The 21055-nt window shown below is 36.2% G+C and carries 17 protein-coding genes and 1 pseudogene; 2 read left to right on the forward strand and 16 right to left on the reverse strand.

Annotated elements, in window-relative coordinates; translation table 11 throughout:
• Positions 1-4 precede the first annotated feature (4 nt).
• The 3 genes from H6G96_RS15185 to H6G96_RS15195 form a co-directional block, all read right to left on the reverse strand.
• A complete protein-coding gene (locus H6G96_RS15185; RefSeq protein ID WP_190912229.1) occupies positions 5-340 on the reverse strand; it encodes a DUF2834 domain-containing protein in 336 nt (111 codons plus the stop codon).
• Between the two features lie 55 nt (positions 341-395).
• A complete protein-coding gene (locus H6G96_RS15190; RefSeq protein WP_190912230.1) occupies positions 396-1685 on the reverse strand; it encodes a biotin/lipoyl-binding protein in 1290 nt (429 codons plus the stop codon).
• A gap of 117 nt (positions 1686-1802) precedes the next feature.
• Complete coding sequence (locus tag H6G96_RS15195) at positions 1803-2420, reverse strand: TetR/AcrR family transcriptional regulator (protein WP_190912231.1); 618 nt, start codon at positions 2418-2420, stop codon at positions 1803-1805.
• Between the two features lie 187 nt (positions 2421-2607).
• Here H6G96_RS15195 and H6G96_RS15200 point away from each other — a divergent pair, with 187 nt between their 5' ends.
• Positions 2608-3780 (forward strand): endo-1,4-beta-xylanase, encoded by a 1173-nt coding sequence (locus tag H6G96_RS15200; RefSeq protein WP_190912232.1) that lies wholly within the window; start codon positions 2608-2610, stop codon positions 3778-3780.
• Between the two features lie 552 nt (positions 3781-4332).
• Here the strand turns inward: H6G96_RS15200 and H6G96_RS15205 are convergent.
• From H6G96_RS15205 to H6G96_RS15260, 12 genes are all read right to left on the reverse strand, one after another.
• Positions 4333-5142, reverse strand: coding sequence for a WecB/TagA/CpsF family glycosyltransferase (locus H6G96_RS15205; RefSeq protein WP_190912233.1), 810 nt, complete (start codon positions 5140-5142; stop codon positions 4333-4335).
• 188 nt (positions 5143-5330) lie between these two features.
• Positions 5331-6482, reverse strand: coding sequence for a glycosyltransferase family 4 protein (locus H6G96_RS15210; protein WP_190912234.1), 1152 nt, complete (start codon positions 6480-6482; stop codon positions 5331-5333).
• A gap of 127 nt (positions 6483-6609) precedes the next feature.
• The gene (locus H6G96_RS15215; RefSeq protein ID WP_190912235.1) at positions 6610-7497 is read right to left on the reverse strand and encodes a glycosyltransferase family 2 protein; all 888 of its coding nucleotides are present in this window, start codon (positions 7495-7497) and stop codon (positions 6610-6612) included.
• A 124-nt stretch (positions 7498-7621) separates the two neighbouring features.
• Positions 7622-8638, reverse strand: coding sequence for a hypothetical protein (locus H6G96_RS15220; protein WP_190912236.1), 1017 nt, complete (start codon positions 8636-8638; stop codon positions 7622-7624).
• A 24-nt stretch (positions 8639-8662) separates the two neighbouring features.
• Positions 8663-9934 carry a glycosyltransferase family 4 protein gene (locus H6G96_RS15225; protein WP_190912237.1) on the reverse strand — a complete coding sequence of 424 codons (1272 nt, stop codon included), beginning with the start codon at positions 9932-9934 and terminating at the stop codon, positions 8663-8665.
• Between the two features lie 158 nt (positions 9935-10092).
• Positions 10093-10920, reverse strand: a complete 828-nt coding sequence (locus H6G96_RS15230) for a methyltransferase domain-containing protein (protein ID WP_190912238.1) — start codon at positions 10918-10920, stop codon at positions 10093-10095.
• 42 nt (positions 10921-10962) lie between these two features.
• Positions 10963-12183 (reverse strand): O-antigen ligase, encoded by a 1221-nt coding sequence (locus H6G96_RS15235; protein ID WP_190912239.1) that lies wholly within the window; start codon positions 12181-12183, stop codon positions 10963-10965.
• 37 nt (positions 12184-12220) lie between these two features.
• Positions 12221-13147: a glycosyltransferase family 2 protein gene (locus H6G96_RS15240; protein WP_190912240.1), complete on the reverse strand. Its 927-nt coding sequence runs from the start codon at positions 13145-13147 to the stop codon at positions 12221-12223.
• Between the two features lie 52 nt (positions 13148-13199).
• Entirely contained in the window at positions 13200-14522 is a 1323-nt protein-coding gene (locus tag H6G96_RS15245; protein WP_190912241.1) for a flippase, read from the reverse strand.
• A gap of 70 nt (positions 14523-14592) precedes the next feature.
• Positions 14593-15552 carry a glycosyltransferase family 2 protein gene (locus H6G96_RS15250; protein ID WP_190912242.1) on the reverse strand — a complete coding sequence of 320 codons (960 nt, stop codon included), beginning with the start codon at positions 15550-15552 and terminating at the stop codon, positions 14593-14595.
• Between the two features lie 131 nt (positions 15553-15683).
• Positions 15684-16625 (reverse strand): hypothetical protein, encoded by a 942-nt coding sequence (locus H6G96_RS15255; RefSeq protein ID WP_190912243.1) that lies wholly within the window; start codon positions 16623-16625, stop codon positions 15684-15686.
• A 75-nt stretch (positions 16626-16700) separates the two neighbouring features.
• The gene (locus H6G96_RS15260; RefSeq protein WP_190912244.1) at positions 16701-18905 is read right to left on the reverse strand and encodes a polysaccharide biosynthesis tyrosine autokinase; all 2205 of its coding nucleotides are present in this window, start codon (positions 18903-18905) and stop codon (positions 16701-16703) included.
• A 1303-nt stretch (positions 18906-20208) separates the two neighbouring features.
• On the opposite strand from H6G96_RS15260, the gene H6G96_RS15265 reads away from it, so the two are divergent.
• Entirely contained in the window at positions 20209-20631 is a 423-nt protein-coding gene (locus H6G96_RS15265) for a hypothetical protein (protein WP_190912245.1), read from the forward strand.
• 321 nt (positions 20632-20952) lie between these two features.
• Here the strand turns inward: H6G96_RS15265 and H6G96_RS15270 are convergent.
• Positions 20953-21055 (reverse strand): annotated as a pseudogene (locus H6G96_RS15270) (IS5/IS1182 family transposase); the annotation flags it as partial.

A 21055-nucleotide genomic window follows, 5' to 3' on the forward strand; every position in this document is an offset into this window, starting at 1 on the left:
CTCCTTAATAACCCAGTGTTTCAGCTTGCTGTTCAAGCTGGTGCTGTCGCATAAAAAGAAATAAGGGAAGACCTAAAGAGACACCAACCAAAAGATTACAAACAATGTAAACCCAAAGATTTTGCATTTTCAGACGTGCCCCTTCCCAAAAAACAAATGTCCACAATACTAGCGATGAAACAATAACATCCATGCCAAAGAAACCAGAGATTTTATTAGCAAAAAGTTGTTCAAAAAACAGCTTGATATCAAAACCATGCTCTAAGATAAATGAAACCAACTGAGAGTAAGGTAGAACGAAACCAAGTACACAAAGCAGAAGGTATAGGATTTTAATCATGATTTAACTCACCCTATAAAAAATGCTGAAAGAGACACAATAGCGAACAACAACTCTATATTTCAATTGCTGTTTGTACCTGTAAGTTGGTGAAACCTGCAACTCGTTTGCTGTCTTCAGGATTGAGGCGGATTTTCACCTCAACTACTCGACTATCAAGGTTCTCCCCTGGCTGATTGCTGAAAACGTTTTGTCTATTCACCTGCAACCCAATTTGGGCAACGGTTCCTCGCAGTTCACCGACAAATGCCTGACTGCTAATCACTGCCTGTTGTCCTAGTTTCACTTTACCGATGTCGGTTTGATAAACTTCTGCTACTGCCATCATCTGGTTTGTTTGAGCTAAGTCTGCAATGCCAGAAGCACTAATTTTTTCTCCGACTCGCGTATGAATTTTGATAATTTGTCCCGCCATCGGTGCTTTGATGTAAGCACCCGCCAACTCGGTTTGAGCGTGTTTGAGTGTGGCGATCGCATTTTCAACTTCTGTCTTGGCTGCGGCTACATCTACAGGTCGGACTTCTGCAATACTGGTAAGTGTGGCTTTGGCTTCACTGACTTGCTTGCTACCAGTGGCGTTAGTGCGGGCGAGTGCTGCTTTGGCTTCGGCAAGTTGTTTGCTAGCAGTGGTGTTAATCCGGTTGAGAACTGCTTTGGCTTCGTCTACTTGCTGTTTGGCAGTTTCTACAGTCAAGCCTTTGCTATCGTACAAAGAATTAGAAACTGCGCCTTGAGAATATAGCTGTTGATAACGTTGATATTCGGCTTCGGCATTTTTAAGTTCTGCCTCTAGCTTCTTAATGGTTGCCTCTTGCGCTATTCTGTCGCCTTCCCACTGTGCCTCTATACGGAATATCGCTTCCTGTTGCGCTGTTTTGTCTCCTTGGGATTGGGCCTGGAGACGTTCAACGCTTGCCTGCTGGGCCTGAATTTCTCCTGCTTTTGCTCCTGCTTCAACTTGAGCGAGTTTAGCTTGAGCAACTCTAACTTGTTGTTGGGCTTGTAGTACAGCAGTTTGCAAGCGATCGCGAGCATCTAAAATTGCTACCACCTGTCCGGCTTTAACGCGATCACCTTCTTTGACTAGAATCCGGGCAATGCGATCGCCATCCAATGCTAAGGGCGCAAACAAGCTAATTACCTCTGCTTCCGGTTCTAGCCGTCCTAATGCAGCTACTTTTTGAATGTTGGGCGTGGTTTCAACTGGCTCAGATTTCTCAGTTTGACCAACTAACCCAAACTGAGAAATCCCATAAGCAACAATTCCACCTGTAATAGCAGTAGCTGCAATTACTAATGTAATTAACCCTTTCTTTGAAGCTTTCTCTGATACTTTTTGAACCATTTGTTTTGCTCTCCTAAAAAAATTTTTATCTATGTAAAATTAATTGATAATTGCCAATCAGCACTGATAAATATTGCTTTACACACAGTAGTTTGCAATAATCATGAAGTACATAATTTAGCTCTCTAAACCTGACATAAAGGCTGTCTTACTCCCGGACACTACTGTATGTTGCGGTAAATATACCGTCAGCATTTTGCCTAGCAACGCACATTGTTCAATAAAATCAATTGTGTCATTACCCCATAACTTCTCCAGAATTAAACCGTCTACAAAGCTCAAAACAAAGGAAGCCAATACCGAATCTTGAATACCCAATAAATCGGAAATCGCCTTCTGATAGCGCTGATTAGTCTGCTTAAAAACGCTCTTTTTTAACATTTCTTTAGAGTCTTTGTGTTGGCAAAAATCAATCCAAATATAAGTCCATTTAATAAAGTAATCTTCGTTTCTCACTAGATATCTTCCTAATGCTTCCATTGATTCTTGCAGCGTTTGCGCTCCTTCTAGTTCAGCTAATGCTGTACTTAAATCTTGCTCACATATCTCCTGAGCCAATTGCTCAAATAGAGCTTGTTTGCTAGGAAAATAGTGGTATAACGTACCAGTAGAAACCCCTAATCCTTCAGCAATTTGGCGCATAGTGATCGAACCATAGCCTTTTTGGGCAAATAAATCAAAGCACTTGTCGAGCAGTTCTTTACGGTATTGCTCATGGTCAACAATCTTGGGCATTACTCAGTTTTTTTATATCGAACGAGCGTTATATATTAGAGTAACATCTTTATTGCTGATATGTAAAAGCATAGTTGATTGATTTCAATCGAACAAATAGATAAGGGAACCATAACTAAGCCTAAAATAGTATAAAAAGTTGTTTTCATAATATAATAATCTATGTGTTTTTAGTTAAGTACAACTTATGCCTTATCGGAGAAAATTTTTAACAAGAGCAGGATATACCACCCTTTCTGCCTTATTGACTATGGGGTTTTTACAAAAGGATAAGCAAAAAGACGACAATCAAACAAATTATTCTGTAGCTAATTATACTAATATAAATACTCCCCTTCGGCAATTAGCTGCTGCCAAAGGAAAGCGTTATGGCGCAGCAATTGCTAGTGATATTTTGCTAAAACAGAAGGATTACGCTAATTTGATTGCTCGTGAATGTTCGGTTGTGACACCGAATGGTGAATTAAAATGGAATGCTACTGAACCACAGCCAGGAAAATTTACCTTTGAATCAGCAGATGCGATCGCCGATTTCTGCCTAAAGAATAATATAGAATTACATGGGCATACCCTTTTCTGGCACATGGGAAGACCAGACTGGCTTCCTTACCCCCCTACGCTTCAAATGATCGAACGCCATGTTAAAGGAGTCATGGAACATTATCGCAATAGCCGCGTTTTAAAGTCTTGGGATATTGCCAATGAAATTATTGCTGATAATGAAAATGAAACTAACAACTCTACTTACGGTTTGCGTAAAGGGGTAAAACCAGAATTAATTCGAGACTTGTTTTTAATTGCAGCTTCAGTTGATAACAGCAAGAAATTTTACCTAAACGATTTTGGTATCGAAGGCGCTACATGGAAATCAGACCGTTTTTTAAAAATGGTTGAATACCTGAAGAATAGTGGTGTTAAAATTGACGGAGCAGGTATCCAATCACATCTATGGTTTTCTACTGCCTATAGTTTTGACGAGAAAGGATTTAATTCTGTCTTAAAACGGCTTAACGATCTTGAAGTTAAACCAATAATTACAGAATTAGATATTATTATTGATACCCCATTGCCCGATAGTATTAAAAAGCTAGACCAGATGGTAGCCGACAGTTACAAACGATATCTTGATCTGTGCTTTGCGGCTAAAGTTGATACTGTAATTACATGGGGGCTTACCGACCGCCATACCTGGATACGTCATCCCGATTGGATGCCAAAAACAACCTTTAGGGGCAATCCTAATCTTTGGAAATTTCTGCGTCCGCTTCCTTTTGATGAAAACCTGCAACCTAAATCTGCCCGCAATGCTATTGCCCAAGCTTTTCAGCAAGCAACTTATACTCCACCTAGACGTAAATAGCGCTTTTAAGGCAATACGCTTGGGTTAAGCATTTCTTTCTTCTCTTTGCGTCCTTCTCTGACGAGACGCTGCGCGAATGCGTCCTTGGCGGTTCGTTAAAAAAATTGACTTTGGCAAAGAGTTTTAGGTTTAACTGAACTGTATTGTGGTTATACCAATTCTGTATGAAGATGCATATAATCAGTCCCCCCTTGTGAAGGATAGGGCTGATTTATTCCATTTCAAACAAGATTTGTTAAGATGGTTAGCGAGAAAATTGTAAGTAAGCGTGACGAAGAGATGAACATTTAAGCACTGAACTATCAGTAGAATAGTTAGTTTCATCGGCACGCTGGTAACAAAATAACTAATTTTTAATCGCTAGAACCCTTGATTTTTAAAGCTCTTTCGCGAATGAAACAGCCCTGCTTGTGAAGGGGGGACGGCGTAGCCGGGGGGTAAATATATGCAGCTTCACAAAGAAACGGTATTAAAACAGTAGCTCGCTCAATTCATCACGAATTGAGCGAGCTACTGGTAAAGCTTGGCGAGACTCAATCACGCTAGAAATTTCTAAAATTTTGTACTGATAAATCGCACGATTCTATTCTTTTTTTGTTGACTTGGCATACTCCAAATTTCTCGTAAAAATAATGTGCCTACAAACCAAGGCTCAAGTAAGTAACGTCTCCAAAGTCTTTTAGGCTCAGACAACAAGCGATACAACCATTCCAAGCCAACCTTTCCCATCCAGCGAGGAGGAGTGGGTATTGCTCCTGCTACATAGTCAATACAGGCTCCACTGGTCAAAATAGTATTGGTATTAATACGTTCAAGATTTTCGTAAATCCAACGCTCTTGACGTGGCATACCCATCCCCACCATCAATACATGAGGTTTGTAAGCATTAATTGCAGCCAGAGTAGCAAGATTTTCTTGACTATCTTTATTCATGTCAATATAGCCATGAGCGCAAGCAATCTGTAACCCAGGAAATCTCTGGCACAAAATACTTGCTCCTTTTTCAGCTACTCCTGGCTTTGAACCTAAATAAAATACACGCCAACCTTTATCAGCTGCTTCCGCCATCAAAGGCCATACCCAGTCAGCATAGGTTACTCTTTGTTCTCGTTTCATGGGAAAACCTAATAGCTTTCCAATAAACAATATAGGCATACCATCAATATGGGTATACTCTGCTTTGGCATAAAAAGCTTGCATTCTTGGATCATTATGGAAGAGATAAAGACTATGCATATTGTGATTAGCAATAATCCATTTTTCCTTCTTCTCAATAGATTCTTCAATCAATAAATTTAACTCTGGGATAGAGAGTGCATCTACTTTAACCCCAAGAAGTTGATAAGAAAATCTATTTTTCATGATTTAACTTTATTTTGAAAGTATGAGAGGTTAGCTCACAGCTACGTGAGTATTAAAAACTAGTTTTTAGCAATATCTAAATACTGCTATTCTTAGTTAAATATGTTTGGTAAATAGATAATGTTGCATCTTGCAATAAAGGTTCCAACTCATAAAAAGTGCAAGTTATACGCACAACAGTTTATTCTCTAAGAATGACTGACTTTAATAAGAATTTCCGCGATATTTTGCGCTCTCGCATTCCAAGAATATTTTTCTGTAATTAGGGTATATGCTGTATCTACAAGTGATTGGTATTTATCAATATTTGAAGCTGCATCCAGTAATGTGCTAGCGACTTCCTCAGTGGAGTATCCTGTTACTAAAAGATGTTCTAAATGGCGAAATTCTTCTAAACCTCGTAAACCTTCTGGTGTTGATACTACTAGCTTTTTACTAGCAAAATAATCTAATGCTTTATTGCGAGCGCCACCTGCTACTGCTTGTTTAGAGAATGGCAGCAAAGCAATATCTGCATATTTAAGATGAGTAAGAAAAGTTTCTCTTTTAGGTAAAAATCCTAAAAAAGAAATGTTAGAAGGTATCGGTGCTAAAATATCATTACTATCTCTGCCAATAACCACAAAATGTATTTTTTGCTGATGTTTTTCAAGATATTTAGCAATCTCAATAGTCATTAATACAGACATATCATTGCTTGGAAACTGAAATGTTTTAGGAGCAATAAGAACCACTATTTTTGCAGGTCTGAATGCTTGATAGGGATCTTTTTCCAAAAACGATCCAGTATTTAACAAATCTTCAGTTACACCATTGCCGATACTATAAATCTGCTGTGGAGTTTTACCATACCACTGGGAAATTAATTTAGGGATTGAGTCACCTGCGGCAATAATTGGGCTACCAGAGAATATCAAAATTCCCTGAGCAATATATGTTTTAATACATTGTACAAACTCCTTGAAAGGATTAGCAACTGAAAACAAACGCATCCAGTATTCATATGCTGAAAATGTATGAAAATCTAATACAAGAGATGGCTTCTTACATTTTATAAGCTTCAGTGAAATTAAAGCAGCTAATCCGGGTAATGTTTCTTGAGCATAAATGATATCTGGACAAAAATCCTCAATGCACTTTTTTATAGTTTGAATATATGACTTTAGACTTCTTGATCCAATTGAAATAAAAGGTGCATATTTAATAGATGAACAATCTAACCCTAGTTGAAACACATCAAAATGTTCAGTTAGATATTGTCCAAGATAAAAAGGTCTAGTAAAAGCACCAAATGGTTGACTAGAATCTAGTGTTGAGACAATTAGTAAGCGTTTACCCATAATAGCGATCGCTGATTATTTTAAAATTTAATAAATTCATGTTTGAGGTCGACATTCATTAATTTATTCAGATGGTAAAGAATTATGAAAATACTCTTAGAAAATAACTTTAGTCAAAGGGTCAAAACTATGAGTTAGTTGGGTTAATATCCTCAGAGAAAGTGGGAGAAACTGCTAAGTTTTTGTAACCAATAATTGCTCTGATATAGGGTAAAAACCAGTAAAGTATCCAGAATGGTCCAGAGTGCCTGCTACAAAATACAGTCCAGGATTTCAAAGGAAAAGCTTTAATTTGTAACACTTTATTCAAGCGTTCTAGTATAGTTAAATTGGTATCTACCCAACTATTTCGGATAGAATTTTTAGTACAAGTACCAACATATCCAGGAGCTACCCAGATTTGACAACCCAATTTACGCGCTCTGAGGGCATAATCTAAATCTCCTAAAGTGTGAACAAAAGCGGTATCAATATTGCCAACTTTTGCGACAACAGTTTTAGGGATTAGCACACAGTTACCATACATAGCATCGCATTGTTGGATGACTGAACTTGGTTTTAAAAATTCAAACTTGTTAGAATACCACTTTTTAGATTTTAATGCTCCTCCATAGGTTGCTCTTCCTGTTATTGGATCTTTAGTTGAACCAACTACAATTGAATCTGGATACCCTTGTTCAACTAAATTGTGATAAATCTGTAATAAGTTGCTGATAGCATTGGCTTCTAAAAACGTGTCATCATTCAACCACAGATAATAATCATATTGATTTCTTATCGCCTCACTAAAGGCAAGATGCATCCCTCCTACCCAGAATAAGTTGCCATTACCCTGAAGAATGTGTACCTGTGGATATTCTGCTTTGATAGCCTGTGCAGTTCCATCAGAGCTACCATCATCAGTTAAATAAACATCACAATGATTTGTTTGCTCATATAAAGTATGTAGGCAGGCAAGAGTTGTATTACGCCTGTTATGACAAGTCATCACTACAGCTAAATTGGCTTTTCTCATCTCATTTCCCTTATCTAGTTTCTATGAAAATATTCAATGTAAATAAGAAGTCTATGCCTCACTTTTACATAATTAACATCATCTTCAGAGACAAACACCTTAATTTTTCTTTTTTCGATTATATTTAAAGTTTAGCCATCCTTTCTATCCAGCCACTCAAATTAATATCTAAATTCAAGTTTTTTAATTTTTGTTCCATTCTTCTGACTACCAACATATATCGATGCAATACTGATACACGAGGCATATTGAGTCTGACAACGTCTTGACACAGCCATCGATATTTATCTGAATTGTTATTAAGTTTCTTCAATTTTTTGATTTGTGCATTCCAATCGTTATAAAAGAATAAGTTGAAATAATGGATAGATACAATATCATCCCAATGTTTAATTTGTAGTTCTTTTGATAATCGGTTATGTAAAGGTAATGGATAGCTATAATTAGGAGGGAGATGTTCGACCTTTTCTTCCAAGGCGCATAAAGTTACAGACAAAACAGACTGTTCAACAAAATAAATACCCTGAGGAGGAGTAATATCCATCCGCATTACTTTTTCAAAATTCTCTTTCCAAGCTGTAAATATACCTGCACTTCTTCTCACAGCAATCAAACCAGAATTCCAGTAGGCTCTGATTCTTTTATTACCAATTGGTGTCTCAACAAATACCTCACGCTTGACCCCCAGCACTTCATATAGCTTTTGCCAGTACCATTCTTGAGGATCTTGTAGACCTGTAGAACCGATTCCTTGACCATACTCAGGACGCATCCTTACGTTACAATTTAATGGTAATAAAAATTCTTTTGGTTCCGAAAAAAAGCATTTGTCGCTGTCTAAAAAAACTAATATTTCTGCATCAATGTTTTGTTCTGCATAGGCGCAAACCAGGGGCTTATTAGCTAGATAATATGCATGAAATTCTCGATTTATAGGAAGCTGCTGATGAATCACCTGCAATGCTTCAAACGCTTGTTGAGTTTGCTTTGATATCGGTTCACCTACTCTAGGATGAAAACTATATATGGGTGTATTTTTCAATTCGCCGCAGAACTTACGAATACTTTCTGCAAGCATCAAGGATTGACCTTCTAAACGACCAGGTTCTGTACAAATTATAAAAGCTATAGGTAATGACATATCATGAAGTATTGATTTACTAAGTTAATTTCTAAATGAAGATTTCTTTGCCATCATCAATATTTCTTGAAACAAAGCTGAATAACGACGTGCTTGGAGTTCTAGAGTGAATTCTTGTTCTGCTTTCTCACGAGCATAGAATGACAACTTTTGCAGCCTCTGTTCGTTTTCAAGTACCCAAGTAATTCCTTTGGCAAAATCCTCAACTTCATAAGGTTTAGCCAAATAGCCATTTTGCTGATGATTAACAATATCTTTTAAGCCAGTAGAATTAAATGCTACAACCGGAGTACCACAAGCGAGTGATTCAGAAGCTGTTTGTCCAAAAGATTCTTGAAGAGACGGTACAAGCATCACATCAGCGGCTGAATAAACAGTTGCTAAAGATATATCATCGTGTAAATGTCCCAAGTAGTGTGTTTTAAAACCCAATTCAGGTGAGTTTTCGGGTTTAGATGCACCAAAAATAACGATTTCTAACTTATCTTTCCAGCCAGATTTACTTAATTCTTGAAGTGCTGGTTGCAGATAATGAAAACCTTTTCTAGAGTCATTGGTTGCATCCAGCGCTCCAAATAAAATAAGTTGTTTATCAAAAGGTAGATTCAATAATTCTCGCGCTAAACCTTGATGAACAGGTTTATACTTCTGAGTATCCAGCCCATTGGGAATTACTTCAATTCGCAAATGCTTAAACAGAGAACTAGACTTGGCGCATTCGGCTAACCAAGAACCTGGCGAAACAATTGTCAAATTTAAATTTTTTAAAGCTTTAGCTTTACGTTGCCATACCCAATGGGATAAATCCCTATCTTTTTTACTGTTCAGTTGAGGGCAGGCTCCACAGGATATTTGGTAGCGATCGCAATCCCCAGCATAACTGCATCCTCCAGTAAATGCCCACATATCATGAATTGTCCAAACCAAAGGGCGCTTTAGTTTAGCAAGAGTTTCTATTTGCATAAAAGCTGCACTAATCCAATGCAGATTGATTATGTCTGGATTAATTTTATCAACTTGAGAAATAACTCCATCTGGTAAGTATTGAATAAAAAATGGAGTATTTTGTTTTTGAGAATAAAACTTTAAAGGTAAGGTTTCAAATGTCAACTTTGCCTTAGCGATGCCTTGAAATAATCTGATCTTAGGTGCAATTACTGTTTTGTCATCAGTAGATTTTTCTTGCACCAGCATTTGTGATTGTAAGTCAATATTTTGTAAGCCCTTGTGTAAGCGATATGCAGCACGAGCCGCACCACCAGCTACATCTTGGGTGCTAAGGAGCAAGACGTTCATATTACTACTATCTAACTTGAAAAAATCTACTTGATAATACTATTTCTCTATTGCAGATATAGCATTTCTCGGTTGGATGAGGTACACGTATGAGAATAATAAACTTCTCAATTAGGGGTTTGAGTGTACCTCACGCGAGTAGTAACTACTAATCAGTATTATTTGTTTGGCTTGATGCCCTCACAATATAACGAGCCTGGTAGATATACTGTTCCATTAGCATTAATATCTAAGACTTCATTACTAAAGTTTGGAATATCGCTTGTATGGGCATCTAAGAATTTAATATCCGAAAAACCAACTCTTTCAAAAAGAGTTTTCATACTATAGCTATCATACATCCACTTATGTTTCTCACCAAGGGAAGTTTCATCTAACATAGACTTACGAACATACCGTGGTATTAACCTCTTAACCATATCGATGTAGAGGTACTTAAATTTGTTTCTGAGTTTATTTTGATTGATAGTAAATACCTTTTGCAACAAAGAATTAGTATTATTAGTTGCTATCTCTTCTTTGATATTCACACCTGTTCTTGATTCTACATAGTTAATGGATACTTCATCATTGCTTTCAAGTATTTGTCGCCAATAAGTTTTCATCAATCCACCATGTTCTGTTCTAACCAATTGGTCGATTAACTCAATAATAATCCATTCATATTCCTTCCTTGCTTCTTGATTTTCAATACTGTCGATAATTCTTAAATATTCACGACATGTTCTTTCTAAATCAGGAACAACGATGCGTAAAATACCATGAGGTTTTAAAACTCTATAGCATTCTTTCACTAGCATTTCTCCCGTGTCTTTAGAAAAATGCTCTAAAACATGACTGCTATAAATTACATCGAAATAATCTTTAGGGTATGGAAGCGGTTGCAGTAAGTTATGGGCAATTACTTCCGGATGCTCAGAATTAAAATCTATATTTATCCATCCCGACGAAAATCTGTGTCCACATCCAAAATTTAACTTTTTCATGATTTTTCTCCTTTCAACTATGTAAGTACGTAAACCATTGATCTATTTATATATTGGTGTTCTCTGTAAACTAAGAGTTAGAGATAAAGAGGTTGTAAGATACATCAACCAATTCCAACTGGGAGTTAATAACCTTGCTTCTGAGAAATTCACTATGACGATAATAATTAGCATCTGCATTGGCCAATAATCTTCTGGTTTTTCTGCCACTGAAACGATTCGAGTTAGTGCCATTACAAAGAACCGGATGAATCCTACTGCAAAAGTCAGGAAACCTAAAAAGCCTAATTCTAATAAGAGTTGTAAAAAGCCATTGTGAGCATTACTCGCCCAATCATAAGTAGCTCTCAGATTAGATGCAGCATTACTAGTCCAAAATCCAGAATATCCATAACCTAGCCAAGGTCTTTCCCAAACCTTAGCTATCACTAATTCCCAGAGATCAGAGCGCCCATTCAAAGTAAGGTCTTTCCCAGAAGTGCCCACTACAGTTTCAGCATTATTGATCAGTAATATTGAAAGAATAATGAGTAACATTAAAGCGAAAGTAATCATCACAACTTGTAATTTATAATTAGTTTTTTTAAAGGATTGGTAGAAAGGTAAAAGTAATATCATTGTCAATAGAATAGCTAAAGATGTTGTTGAACGTGTGAGGATAATTAGACAGATAGATAATCCACATAGCGCCCACATCAACCAACGATATCTATAGCTACTAAGGGCAAGATGTAAAAAAACTCCTGCACTCCAAGTCATCATGTAACCTAATTCATTTTTATGACCATAAATGCCGCTCCACATATTTAATAATTCAGGTGATATGTGAATATAACCTGGTATGAATGCAGAGAACATCATAGATAATAATGCAGCTACACCAAGCGCCCAAGTTATTAGCCTCATTTGTTCCCTAAGGGGATAACGCATTGCTAAATAAATAGCAAGAAAATATATTCGGATTAGACCTTTTATATCTTTTAAAGTAGAACTTAGGTCTTCTGACCATAATATAGAAAATATAATTATTGCTAATAAAATAAACTGGAATGGACTTTTTGTAATTACATAAATAAAACCTTTCCAGTATAAAATCACGAAATAAAATAAAATTGAATATGAAACTATATTGAAAAAAGTATCTACTTTATCACCTCCAAGGGTAGACATAGAAACTTCTTGTGCAGGATGTATGGTTAACGCACCTACAGCGATAAGTAAGAGTAAAATGGTTAAGATTTTTTCTGTTAATTTTACCTTCATTGCTGAAATTTAATTTATTAATTAACTAAATATAACACTATTTTTTTATCGTTGAGTAATTCAATCTTTTCTTCACTTCTTCTTTAAAAATATCCAATGCAGTTGCTTTATAAACTGTTTTTTGTGTAAAGTTATCTGCTTCTATATTTCTCACAATAAACGGTGGATGTTTTAAAGGAAATTCCATTGCTTGCATCGACATATTGATGAAGGAAAATTCTTGGTTGGAAGTGAAATGAGTAGCGTCAGCACCAACACCAACATTAGAGATTAAATTAACATTGGGAATAATGCTTAAGCTACCCTGCATCCAGCAAGCAAATGTCCATTGGTAATCCCAGGTTATACCAGTAGGATTGTTGTAAACAGACTGAAATATCCGTCGCCAGTAACTTACTGCTTTTGGATCTGCAAGAATGTCATGTAAAAGGTTTTCTGCTTGCACCTCTTTCCAGAGTTTGATCGTCAAATCATAATGTTGCCAAGCACGTCTCCAACTTGCCCAACCCCAACAGTGATTGTAGCGAGAGAAATAGTAACTATAATTTGTGCGTTTTCGTCCGAATTGAAGATTTTGAGCAGAAATTGTAGTGATTCTGGTATCGTTTCTATATTTTTCTAGGAGTTCTTCACTAAACCTAAAAAATGTTGGGTGAGGGATACAATCATCTTCTAAAATAATTGTTTCTTCAACATTATTAAATACCCAATCTAAACCGCTAGATACTCGTTTTGCACAGCCTAAGTTGATATTAGAATAGTTTTTGATAACTTCGCAGTCCCAATCAACCCTTTCAATAATTGCCCGAGTTGCTTGACACTTTTCTACCTCATCTTCTCTGTCAACACGGGGGCCATCTGCAATTACAAAAAGTTTTGTTGGCTTGGCTTTGCGAATAGCTTCAAAAACTTTCTCTGTTGTTTGTGGACGTTTGAAGATAATAAAAGTTATTGGTGTTTCCATCTTTGATTGATTTGGCTAATGTTCTTGATATGGAAAGGTTAGATGATAACGATCAATATTTATAAAAAGGTAGAAGTGATCGTACCTGAATCTTAAATATTTTGTGTGTTCTTGGATCAAATGCGTTACAGAAAAAAGTAGCAGCAGCTTGAGATATTATGGTTGCGATCGCCGCTCCAAGCCCTGCATATTTAGGAATCAGTAATAAATTGAGAATGACGTTTAATATAGCCCCAAATAAAGTCTTACCCAAAGAAACATGGTTCAAACCTTCAGCTATAAACCAGGGTGATGTTGCAAGACCCATAAATACAAATAAGGAAGTCCAAATATGAACTGCTAGTATTGCTCCTGCTTCTGCATATCCACTTCCAAACATTATCAGAATTATCCTGTCTGATAGAAATGTCATTGGAAGAGCAATTGCCAAAGATATACACGTCATTAGACTGAGTAATTGTCCTATTCTTTGGTAGTAAAGACTTTCCGATTTTTCCTTAACTATGTAAATTGAAGGAGCAACAGAAGAAACAATAGCTCCTGGGATAAAATACCAAATTTCAGAAACCCTGGCAGCAGCAGAATAAACCCCAACCTCACTATCCCCAATCATTTGGCCTAACATCACCTGATCAATTTTCATAAAAATCAGGATAGCGAAGCCTGAAAACATTAGAGGTAAACTCTCTTTCATAAGAGTTTTAGCAGCAGAAAAACTCCAACGCCATAACCACAATGAAGATCCTTTGACTTGGTAAACAATCAGCAAGCCAATTGCACTCATTGCAAATTCTGCTAATGTTACCCAAGCAAAAGCTAACAATGGTGCTTTTGTTAAAATTAGTGCGATTTTGATGGCACTGTTTAGCAGAAACGCTGAGTTTTTAGCAATCACTGTATATTTTGACTGCACCTGCGATTGAAACCACAATTCGATAGTATCAGCTGCCCTAAAAATTCCTGCTACTGCTAATATTGCAACTAGCCATATCTTCAATGTTTCACGCTCACCTAAGAAAAGCATAGTGCTAATTGCCAATAAGACAGAAGCAATTCCACCCAGCAATTTTAGCCAAAAAGTTGTTCCTAAAATTTCCTCTTTATTTGATGATTGACGAACAATATGTCGAACTACTACATCGTCCAGTCCTAGAGTGAAAATTGGGCTAAATAAGCTAACAAAAGCTAAAGCATAGTTAAAAAGACCATACTGCTGTACTCCTAAGTAGCGTGCTACCCATACTCCTACGACCAAGCTTGCACCCATACGGAGAATGCGGTCAGCAAACAACCAACCTGTATTGGTAATAATTGCACGCAGCCCAGAACTAGATTTAAATTTTGGTACGTTTGTAAGTTTGAATTTTTTTAACATTATTTTATTAATTAATCATGTGATATTTTTATTTAGTTAGAAGTGATATGAAATTATTCCGATTTTCACATTATTTATTGACTATTGTTAACTTACTAATGAGCAAAGTTTTTAAAAAATAGCTAAACAAGAAAATAATGCCTTTTGCTTTCCAAAAATAATTATGCTCAAACAAAAATATTATTTTAAAATATGAAATAAAATCATCATATTTTGGACATGGTATTGTTTTTAACTCATTGATAGATGTGAAAGCTAATAATAAGGGGAAACTAAAAGTATTCTTTTGCATAATGTAATTAAATAAAGAATTTCGTTTCCAAAATCTCTTGTATTCATAGTTTTGGTCTATGTCTAAAAATTTCTTATTATGATACTGATTATTTGGATGTATTCTATACATTACTAAAGGTTTAGACATATAAAATTTTTTAGCCCCTACCAAAGACGCTCCCCATACCAAACAATCATCAGCCCTTACACGCCAATCTTCTATATTTGGAATAGGTAAAAATTTTCTAATTATTTCTCTACGTATTGATAATGTTGAAGTTATGGAGCCAATCCATTCACCAGTATATAAAGTTCTGATTACTGAATAACCTAAATCTAGATCAACTTTATCAGTTTGGAATGTTTCTTCTATTGCACCAAATTTTTTATACGCACAAAATAGAAAATCACATTCACTACGTTTCTTATAAAAATTTAGGGCAGTTTCTAAATATTGAGGTTCATAAATATCATCTGCGTCTAAAAAAAATACAATGTCCCCCTTTGCAGCTAAAAACCCTTCATTAAAGGATGATAATTGTCCTTGATTTTTTTCTTTAAAGATGAATTTAACATTAGCTACTTGAGTAAATTTAGCGATGACTTCCGCAGAATTATCTGTAGATGCATCATCAACAATAATAATTTCATCAAATTTAACTGTTTGATTTAAAGCGCTATTAATTGCTTCTGGGAGAAATTCAGCGTAATTATAATTATTAATTAAACAAGATGTTGTGATTTTATTCTTATCCATATTAAAAAGAGAAGATAGATATAGCGGTGTGCGCTTGAGTGAAATACATCCAAAACCTGTTATAGATTGTTTACAGCCATGTAAATGTACCTAAGAAGACTGCATACCGCTATAGTTTTGACAACCTAATATTACCAATATGCTGGATATTTTAAGGGATTTGTAGGAACATCGTTAGGGCTACACCTCACCCAGTATTCATTATAAAGAGACTGAAAAAACGGAATTTTATCCCAACGGTTTCCTTTAATTCCAAAAAGAATTTGAGTCGCTCCTCCAAGATGCACAGCCTGTTTACCCAAAGATTTAACGTAAGCAGCTAATGGAAGTCCATAAGCACCACATCCTATAATAGCTATATCAAAATCTTGAGCTTTAATCTTATTACGCATCCAATCATAGGCATCGAACCAAGTATTAAACTGAGTTTGCGTCCCAGCCAGAGACTGAACTGCTTTTATGGTACTTAGTTCAAATTCAGGTAGAATATTTTGATTTTCAAAAAGAAACTTTCTATGATTTTTATATTGTGATGAGATCGTTTCTGCAAAAGGATGAATGACTAAAACCTTTTTTCCTTCCAGATACTTGCTCCAAGGTTCTTCGTAATAATAAGGTTCAAGTGCATTTAACTCAACTAAAGAAGCTCTTCGACAAGAAATTCTGATAATTTCTGGTTCTCCAATTTGAAACCATACTCCTAAAGCATCTATAGATTTTGAAGATTCTAAAAAAAGTTGACTAAATCGATCTAGATGCTTTTCATCTACTGGAAAAAATCCAGAATCATTAGATATTGACTCAAATATAGCTCCCTTATATCCGCCTTTTAAATATTGATTTACGCAATAAGCTTCTGTGCTACCAAAGCGACTAATCATAAAAGGTTTACTATCTTTAATAAGGCTAGTCAATAATTCATTACTTTCTTGAGGAGCTAAAATTTTTTGATATATATCATAGTTTCTTACGTAATTTTTGAAAATTATTGCATTTGTGAAAAGAGAGCCTTTCCATTTAGCTAATGGAGTGTTTGCTTTTACAAATTGCTTGAGGTTTTTGCTTAGTACCATTAATTTAGTCCTCCAGTTAAAAAATTTGGTTTAAATGCTTGTAGTAAGGCTTGCTTTTGCAATCTCTAGCAGAACTTAACGCTCTTTTGAAAATGTTGTTAAGCTGCTAGATACTAAATCTTGCTCAATTCGTTGTTTTTTATTGCCATAAAAATAATTATTAGGTTCATTTTTAGTATTCACACCATTTATGACTATCCCTAATACCTTCTGACCTGACTGAGTTAAAAACTCTTTTGCTGAACTCGCACTGTTAAGGTCAACCACTCCAGGACGAACGACTAATAAGATCCCGTCAGTCAGGGTACTTAAAACAGCAGCATCTGCTATTCCTGACAAAGGAGGAGTATCAAAAATTACAAGATCATAATCTATCCCAAAGTTACTAATTAATGTTGCCATGCGTTGAGAATCTAGCATTGCTACTGGGTTAGGAGGCAAAACTCCAGAAGTAAGAACCTCAAGATTCGGCATCACTTCTTGCACTACTGTATCTAAAGAAGCTTGTCCAGCAATGACATTGCTTAGTCCCATTGCATTTGTTAGCCCCCAGATATGATGCTGTATGGGATTACGCATATCTGCATCCACCAACAATACCCGCCGCCCTGCCTGAGCCATAGTTACAGCTAAATTTGCAGATACGTCAGATTTTCCTTCTTTGGCAACAGAACTCGTGATTACAATGCTTTTTAGCGGTTTATCAGAACAGAGGAACTTCAAGTTCACTTGTAGTATTTGGTATGCGTTGCCAACAGGGAAGTAAGGAATATCTCTACCAATAATTTTGGGAATAGCTCTATCGAGTCCTGCTATAGAAGAATGAGCCTTACCATTTCTGGCTTGTGTCGGAATCACACCTAAAACACTATATCTCAAGACTTCTTTGGCCTCTTTGACCGTCTTCACCGAGCGGTCTATCAAGTCTAAGCCAAAGGCGAAAATGATACCTAAGAAAAGACCAACTCCTCCTCCACCAATAATAAACAGTATTTTGCGAGGCCCTTCCGCTTTATCTGGCGTTAAAGCGTAGGAAATGACACGAGCATTAGGAATCTTTTGGTTCTGGGCAATATCAATTTCTTGGCGTTTCTTTAATAGTGTTTCGTAAGTCGTTTGAGCTGCTTGCAGTTTCCGTTCTAGCTCTCGTTGGCTCTGTTCTAGCCTTGGCAAATTATTTGCTCGTTTGATATAGGCATTTTGCTGTCGTATAAGTGTGGCAATTTGCCTTTCTAAACCGACGCGTTCTGCTTGAGCACGAGTAATATCTGCAATCAGGCTTTGGCGCAATTGTCCAATCTGTAAATTTCCTTCTGTTATCTGCGCTTTACCAGCGACTTGTCCCGTCCGCTCTTTTAGTAAGCTCTGAAGAGCTACGACTTTTTCTTGTAAGCTAGTAATTGTAGGGTGTTCAGGTGAAAAACGAGTCCGCTCTACTGCTAGTTGACTTTCTGTTTCTTGGAGTTGGATAAGTACTTTTTGAACTCCAGGTGCTTGACTCAAGTCAGATGCGATTACACCTTGCAGTGAATCTATCTTAGCTTCACTGCGTAACTGTCCTAAACGACCTTTGACATCATCTAATTGAGCTAAAGCTTGAGAAATTTGGTTTCCTAACTTGGAAATCGTATCAACTGCTGCGCTTGCTTCTTGTCCCAGGACAACAACTTTATTCTGTTCTTTAAATACCCGCAGTTTTGATTCGGCTCTTCTGACAATTTCCTCAGCTTTGGGTACTTCCGTTACGAGAATCTCTTTGGCTATCAGTGCTTCATTCTGATTAGCCTTGATATTTAGGTCGATATAATTGTCGATAACTTGATTGACGATTTTGGCAGCTAGTTCAGGATCACTACCTTTATAAGAAAGTTGTACAACATCAGTGCCTTTGATTCCTTCTATTTTTAGTTGTTTTGCAAAATTGGGAATCGAGAGCACTTTGCCTTTACTATCTTTGAGGTTGAGGGAATTAATTGTTTTCTCAAGTACTGGATTTGAGCCAATAACTCTTACCTGAGTTTCCAGGGGATTGTCGTTGACATTCAAAGCTTCCAAGCGTCCTATGTCTTCCGATAATCCTGTAAGTGAGGAAGAACGATTTGTTTTAATCATCAAACTTCCTTCTGCCTTGTATGAGGGTTTTAGCGAAAATGCATACAAGCATCCAAGGGTAACAGCTATGCTAAAAATTCCGACTAGAGGTAGCCAACGCCGTTGAATAACTTCTAAGTATTTCTGAATATTTACTTCTTCAAATTGTGGTAAAGATTCCATCGTCATAATATATACAAATTTTAGAAAAAAGTTTATTTACAGGAAATATTTCTCAGGTTTTGCCAACACTAGTACTGAAGCCTAGTTTGATATAATAATATCTGCGTTGATTGTCAGCTAATGCATTTGTATTAAGGTTACTCAATAGTTTTATCAGTCGAAATCTTATTTTTTATTGCTCTTGATATTATCTTGATAGTAACAACAGGATAACTCACAGCTTTCTCCCTGATTTAGTGGCTTCCCATTTTTCTTGGTTAACTTAGATTTGTGTAACTACTAATGGAAGTATTGATTAATAATCTAGTAATCAACATCATATTATGTAAGAACACTGAATTACAGAACTTCATAAAAGATTTATACAAATACTAGTATATTCGTTGCCTATTTGATGATCCTGAAAAGACAAGATAAATTAATTCCTTAAGAGTAACGAATTAAGCAATTGTGCCAGTCAGCAAGCAATAGAAGCACTTCATAGGAAGGCTTTAGGCAGTGGAAAGAGAGGCTTAGAACGACTGGATCGATATTTATATAAGATGATGCTTAAAAGCTTTCAACAACAATTAATTCTTGCTGAGAATAATAAATGGTCAATTTTGAGGGGGATACAGGAATGACAATAATATAATTGTGTGATTTAAGTATCGAACTTGGAATGGCTCACAATCAGTTTAATTTCCTCAGACCGATGCAAGACTTTTTTTGATGTGGTTTTATGTGTGGAAATGACAGCAGAGTGCCCGCTATTATGTTTCTATCCCGTATTTTAGGTCGTAAACTTGCAATCACCTTGTTTGTATTTTGCAATAGACGCACAATACTCCTTCCAAAGTTTGTCTCACAATATATGCGTTGTCTTATCTGTGTAAATGTATGGTAACATGCATAAAAGATAAATGACTAGTAAGTAAGTTTGTATAATCAAACCAAACTATATAAAGAAAGATTAATTTAATTAGGCTACAATCCTTGTTTCTCCTGCCTTATATGCCAACAAGAAACTTTTACGCCAATCTACTTATTAATACGGTTAAAAGAATATGAGCTAGCACACTTGTAGCAGAAAGCAATGAACAGACGGGTGTCAAATTCCGACATCCTTAGAGCATGGATTGCTCAACTGCCCCCTCTTAGACAAAAATCCAAATTTGACTAAACTTTACTATATTTTTAACTGGAGTTTAACTAAACTTCTTGCTACCTGTGTTAACCTTAAGGACTAAAACCAGGTTGCTATGTTTTGGTTTCTGTATCTAGCTAATTGTAATTATTAAACTTATATTAAATGTAAAGATATTGAATTATGAAATTCTCTTCCCTTACCTTAGTCGTTTTGATTAGTGCGCTGACTGTCTCTCAGAGCGCCTATGCTAACCAAGAAAATGTTTCTATAACAACAGGCGATGCTCCGGTGGAGCCGTTTCAGTATCGCAATCAGGCTGGAGTTTTATTGACAAAGCCAGCCACGATTAACGCTACATGGAGTAATTTTATCGGACAGACCAATAATCCCAAACAAACTGCTGAATCAATTTTGTTAGTACAGGAGCAAGTATGCGAAAAGATGAACCCTCTTAAGTTTATCAATAACCCAGAATCTTTCTTTAAGCAATGTCAACAGCCAACAAATACCCAAACTTCTCAAAGTACTGAGCCAATTGAGTATTTTAAGGTTCCTAAACTCGATTCTGGTACTGGTATTAGTGTGACAGTTACTAAGTTTTGATATAGAAATTTTTTTAGCAAGAGATAACTAATTATTGCTAGTGTAATTTATCTAGATAATTTACGCTAAAACGCTGAGGCTGATGCACTTAATCAGATTTAAGGCAAAGCTTTCGACTTTTTACAAATGTACGTAACTTTGGAACCTTATCCTTTTTATGGACGCACAATTCCATATTCTCTAGCGATCGCTCAAGCTCATGGTATACATAAAATATATGTATATGTGTAACTACTTGCGATCGTGAGTGTTACTGTCTTGCCAAGTACTATCCTTGGTGTTAATGTGACCACTGTTAGAGATTATTTATAAAGTAAATCTTTAGGAGACAAGACGACGTAGCATAATTCTAGTCATAACAGCATATATAGCCGCTTCGCTCATTTCTGTTAGACGCTCATAATCTTTGCTTAGACGATGATAT

Origin of the sequence: Nostoc sp. FACHB-892 (genome assembly GCF_014698795.1) — a bacterium.
GTDB lineage: Bacteria > Cyanobacteriota > Cyanobacteriia > Cyanobacteriales > Nostocaceae > Nostoc.

Bases quoted from the DNA above. Each gene is read 5' to 3' on its own strand.
- H6G96_RS15185 (WP_190912229.1), bottom strand. From the start codon at position 340: ATGATTAAAATCCTATACCTTCTGCTTTGTGTACTTGGTTTCGTTCTA.
- H6G96_RS15190 (WP_190912230.1), bottom strand. From the start codon at position 1,685: ATGGTTCAAAAAGTATCAGAGAAAGCTTCAAAGAAAGGGTTAATTACA.
- H6G96_RS15195 (WP_190912231.1), bottom strand. From the start codon at position 2,420: ATGCCCAAGATTGTTGACCATGAGCAATACCGTAAAGAACTGCTCGAC.
- H6G96_RS15200 (WP_190912232.1), top strand. From the start codon at position 2,608: ATGCCTTATCGGAGAAAATTTTTAACAAGAGCAGGATATACCACCCTT.
- H6G96_RS15205 (WP_190912233.1), bottom strand. From the start codon at position 5,142: ATGAAAAATAGATTTTCTTATCAACTTCTTGGGGTTAAAGTAGATGCA.
- H6G96_RS15210 (WP_190912234.1), bottom strand. From the start codon at position 6,482: ATGGGTAAACGCTTACTAATTGTCTCAACACTAGATTCTAGTCAACCA.
- H6G96_RS15215 (WP_190912235.1), bottom strand. From the start codon at position 7,497: ATGAGAAAAGCCAATTTAGCTGTAGTGATGACTTGTCATAACAGGCGT.
- H6G96_RS15220 (WP_190912236.1), bottom strand. From the start codon at position 8,638: ATGTCATTACCTATAGCTTTTATAATTTGTACAGAACCTGGTCGTTTA.
- H6G96_RS15225 (WP_190912237.1), bottom strand. From the start codon at position 9,934: ATGAACGTCTTGCTCCTTAGCACCCAAGATGTAGCTGGTGGTGCGGCT.
- H6G96_RS15230 (WP_190912238.1), bottom strand. From the start codon at position 10,920: ATGAAAAAGTTAAATTTTGGATGTGGACACAGATTTTCGTCGGGATGG.
- H6G96_RS15235 (WP_190912239.1), bottom strand. From the start codon at position 12,183: ATGAAGGTAAAATTAACAGAAAAAATCTTAACCATTTTACTCTTACTT.
- H6G96_RS15240 (WP_190912240.1), bottom strand. From the start codon at position 13,147: ATGGAAACACCAATAACTTTTATTATCTTCAAACGTCCACAAACAACA.
- H6G96_RS15245 (WP_190912241.1), bottom strand. From the start codon at position 14,522: ATGTTAAAAAAATTCAAACTTACAAACGTACCAAAATTTAAATCTAGT.
- H6G96_RS15250 (WP_190912242.1), bottom strand. From the start codon at position 15,552: ATGGATAAGAATAAAATCACAACATCTTGTTTAATTAATAATTATAAT.
- H6G96_RS15255 (WP_190912243.1), bottom strand. From the start codon at position 16,625: ATGGTACTAAGCAAAAACCTCAAGCAATTTGTAAAAGCAAACACTCCA.
- H6G96_RS15260 (WP_190912244.1), bottom strand. From the start codon at position 18,905: ATGACGATGGAATCTTTACCACAATTTGAAGAAGTAAATATTCAGAAA.
- H6G96_RS15265 (WP_190912245.1), top strand. From the start codon at position 20,209: ATGAAATTCTCTTCCCTTACCTTAGTCGTTTTGATTAGTGCGCTGACT.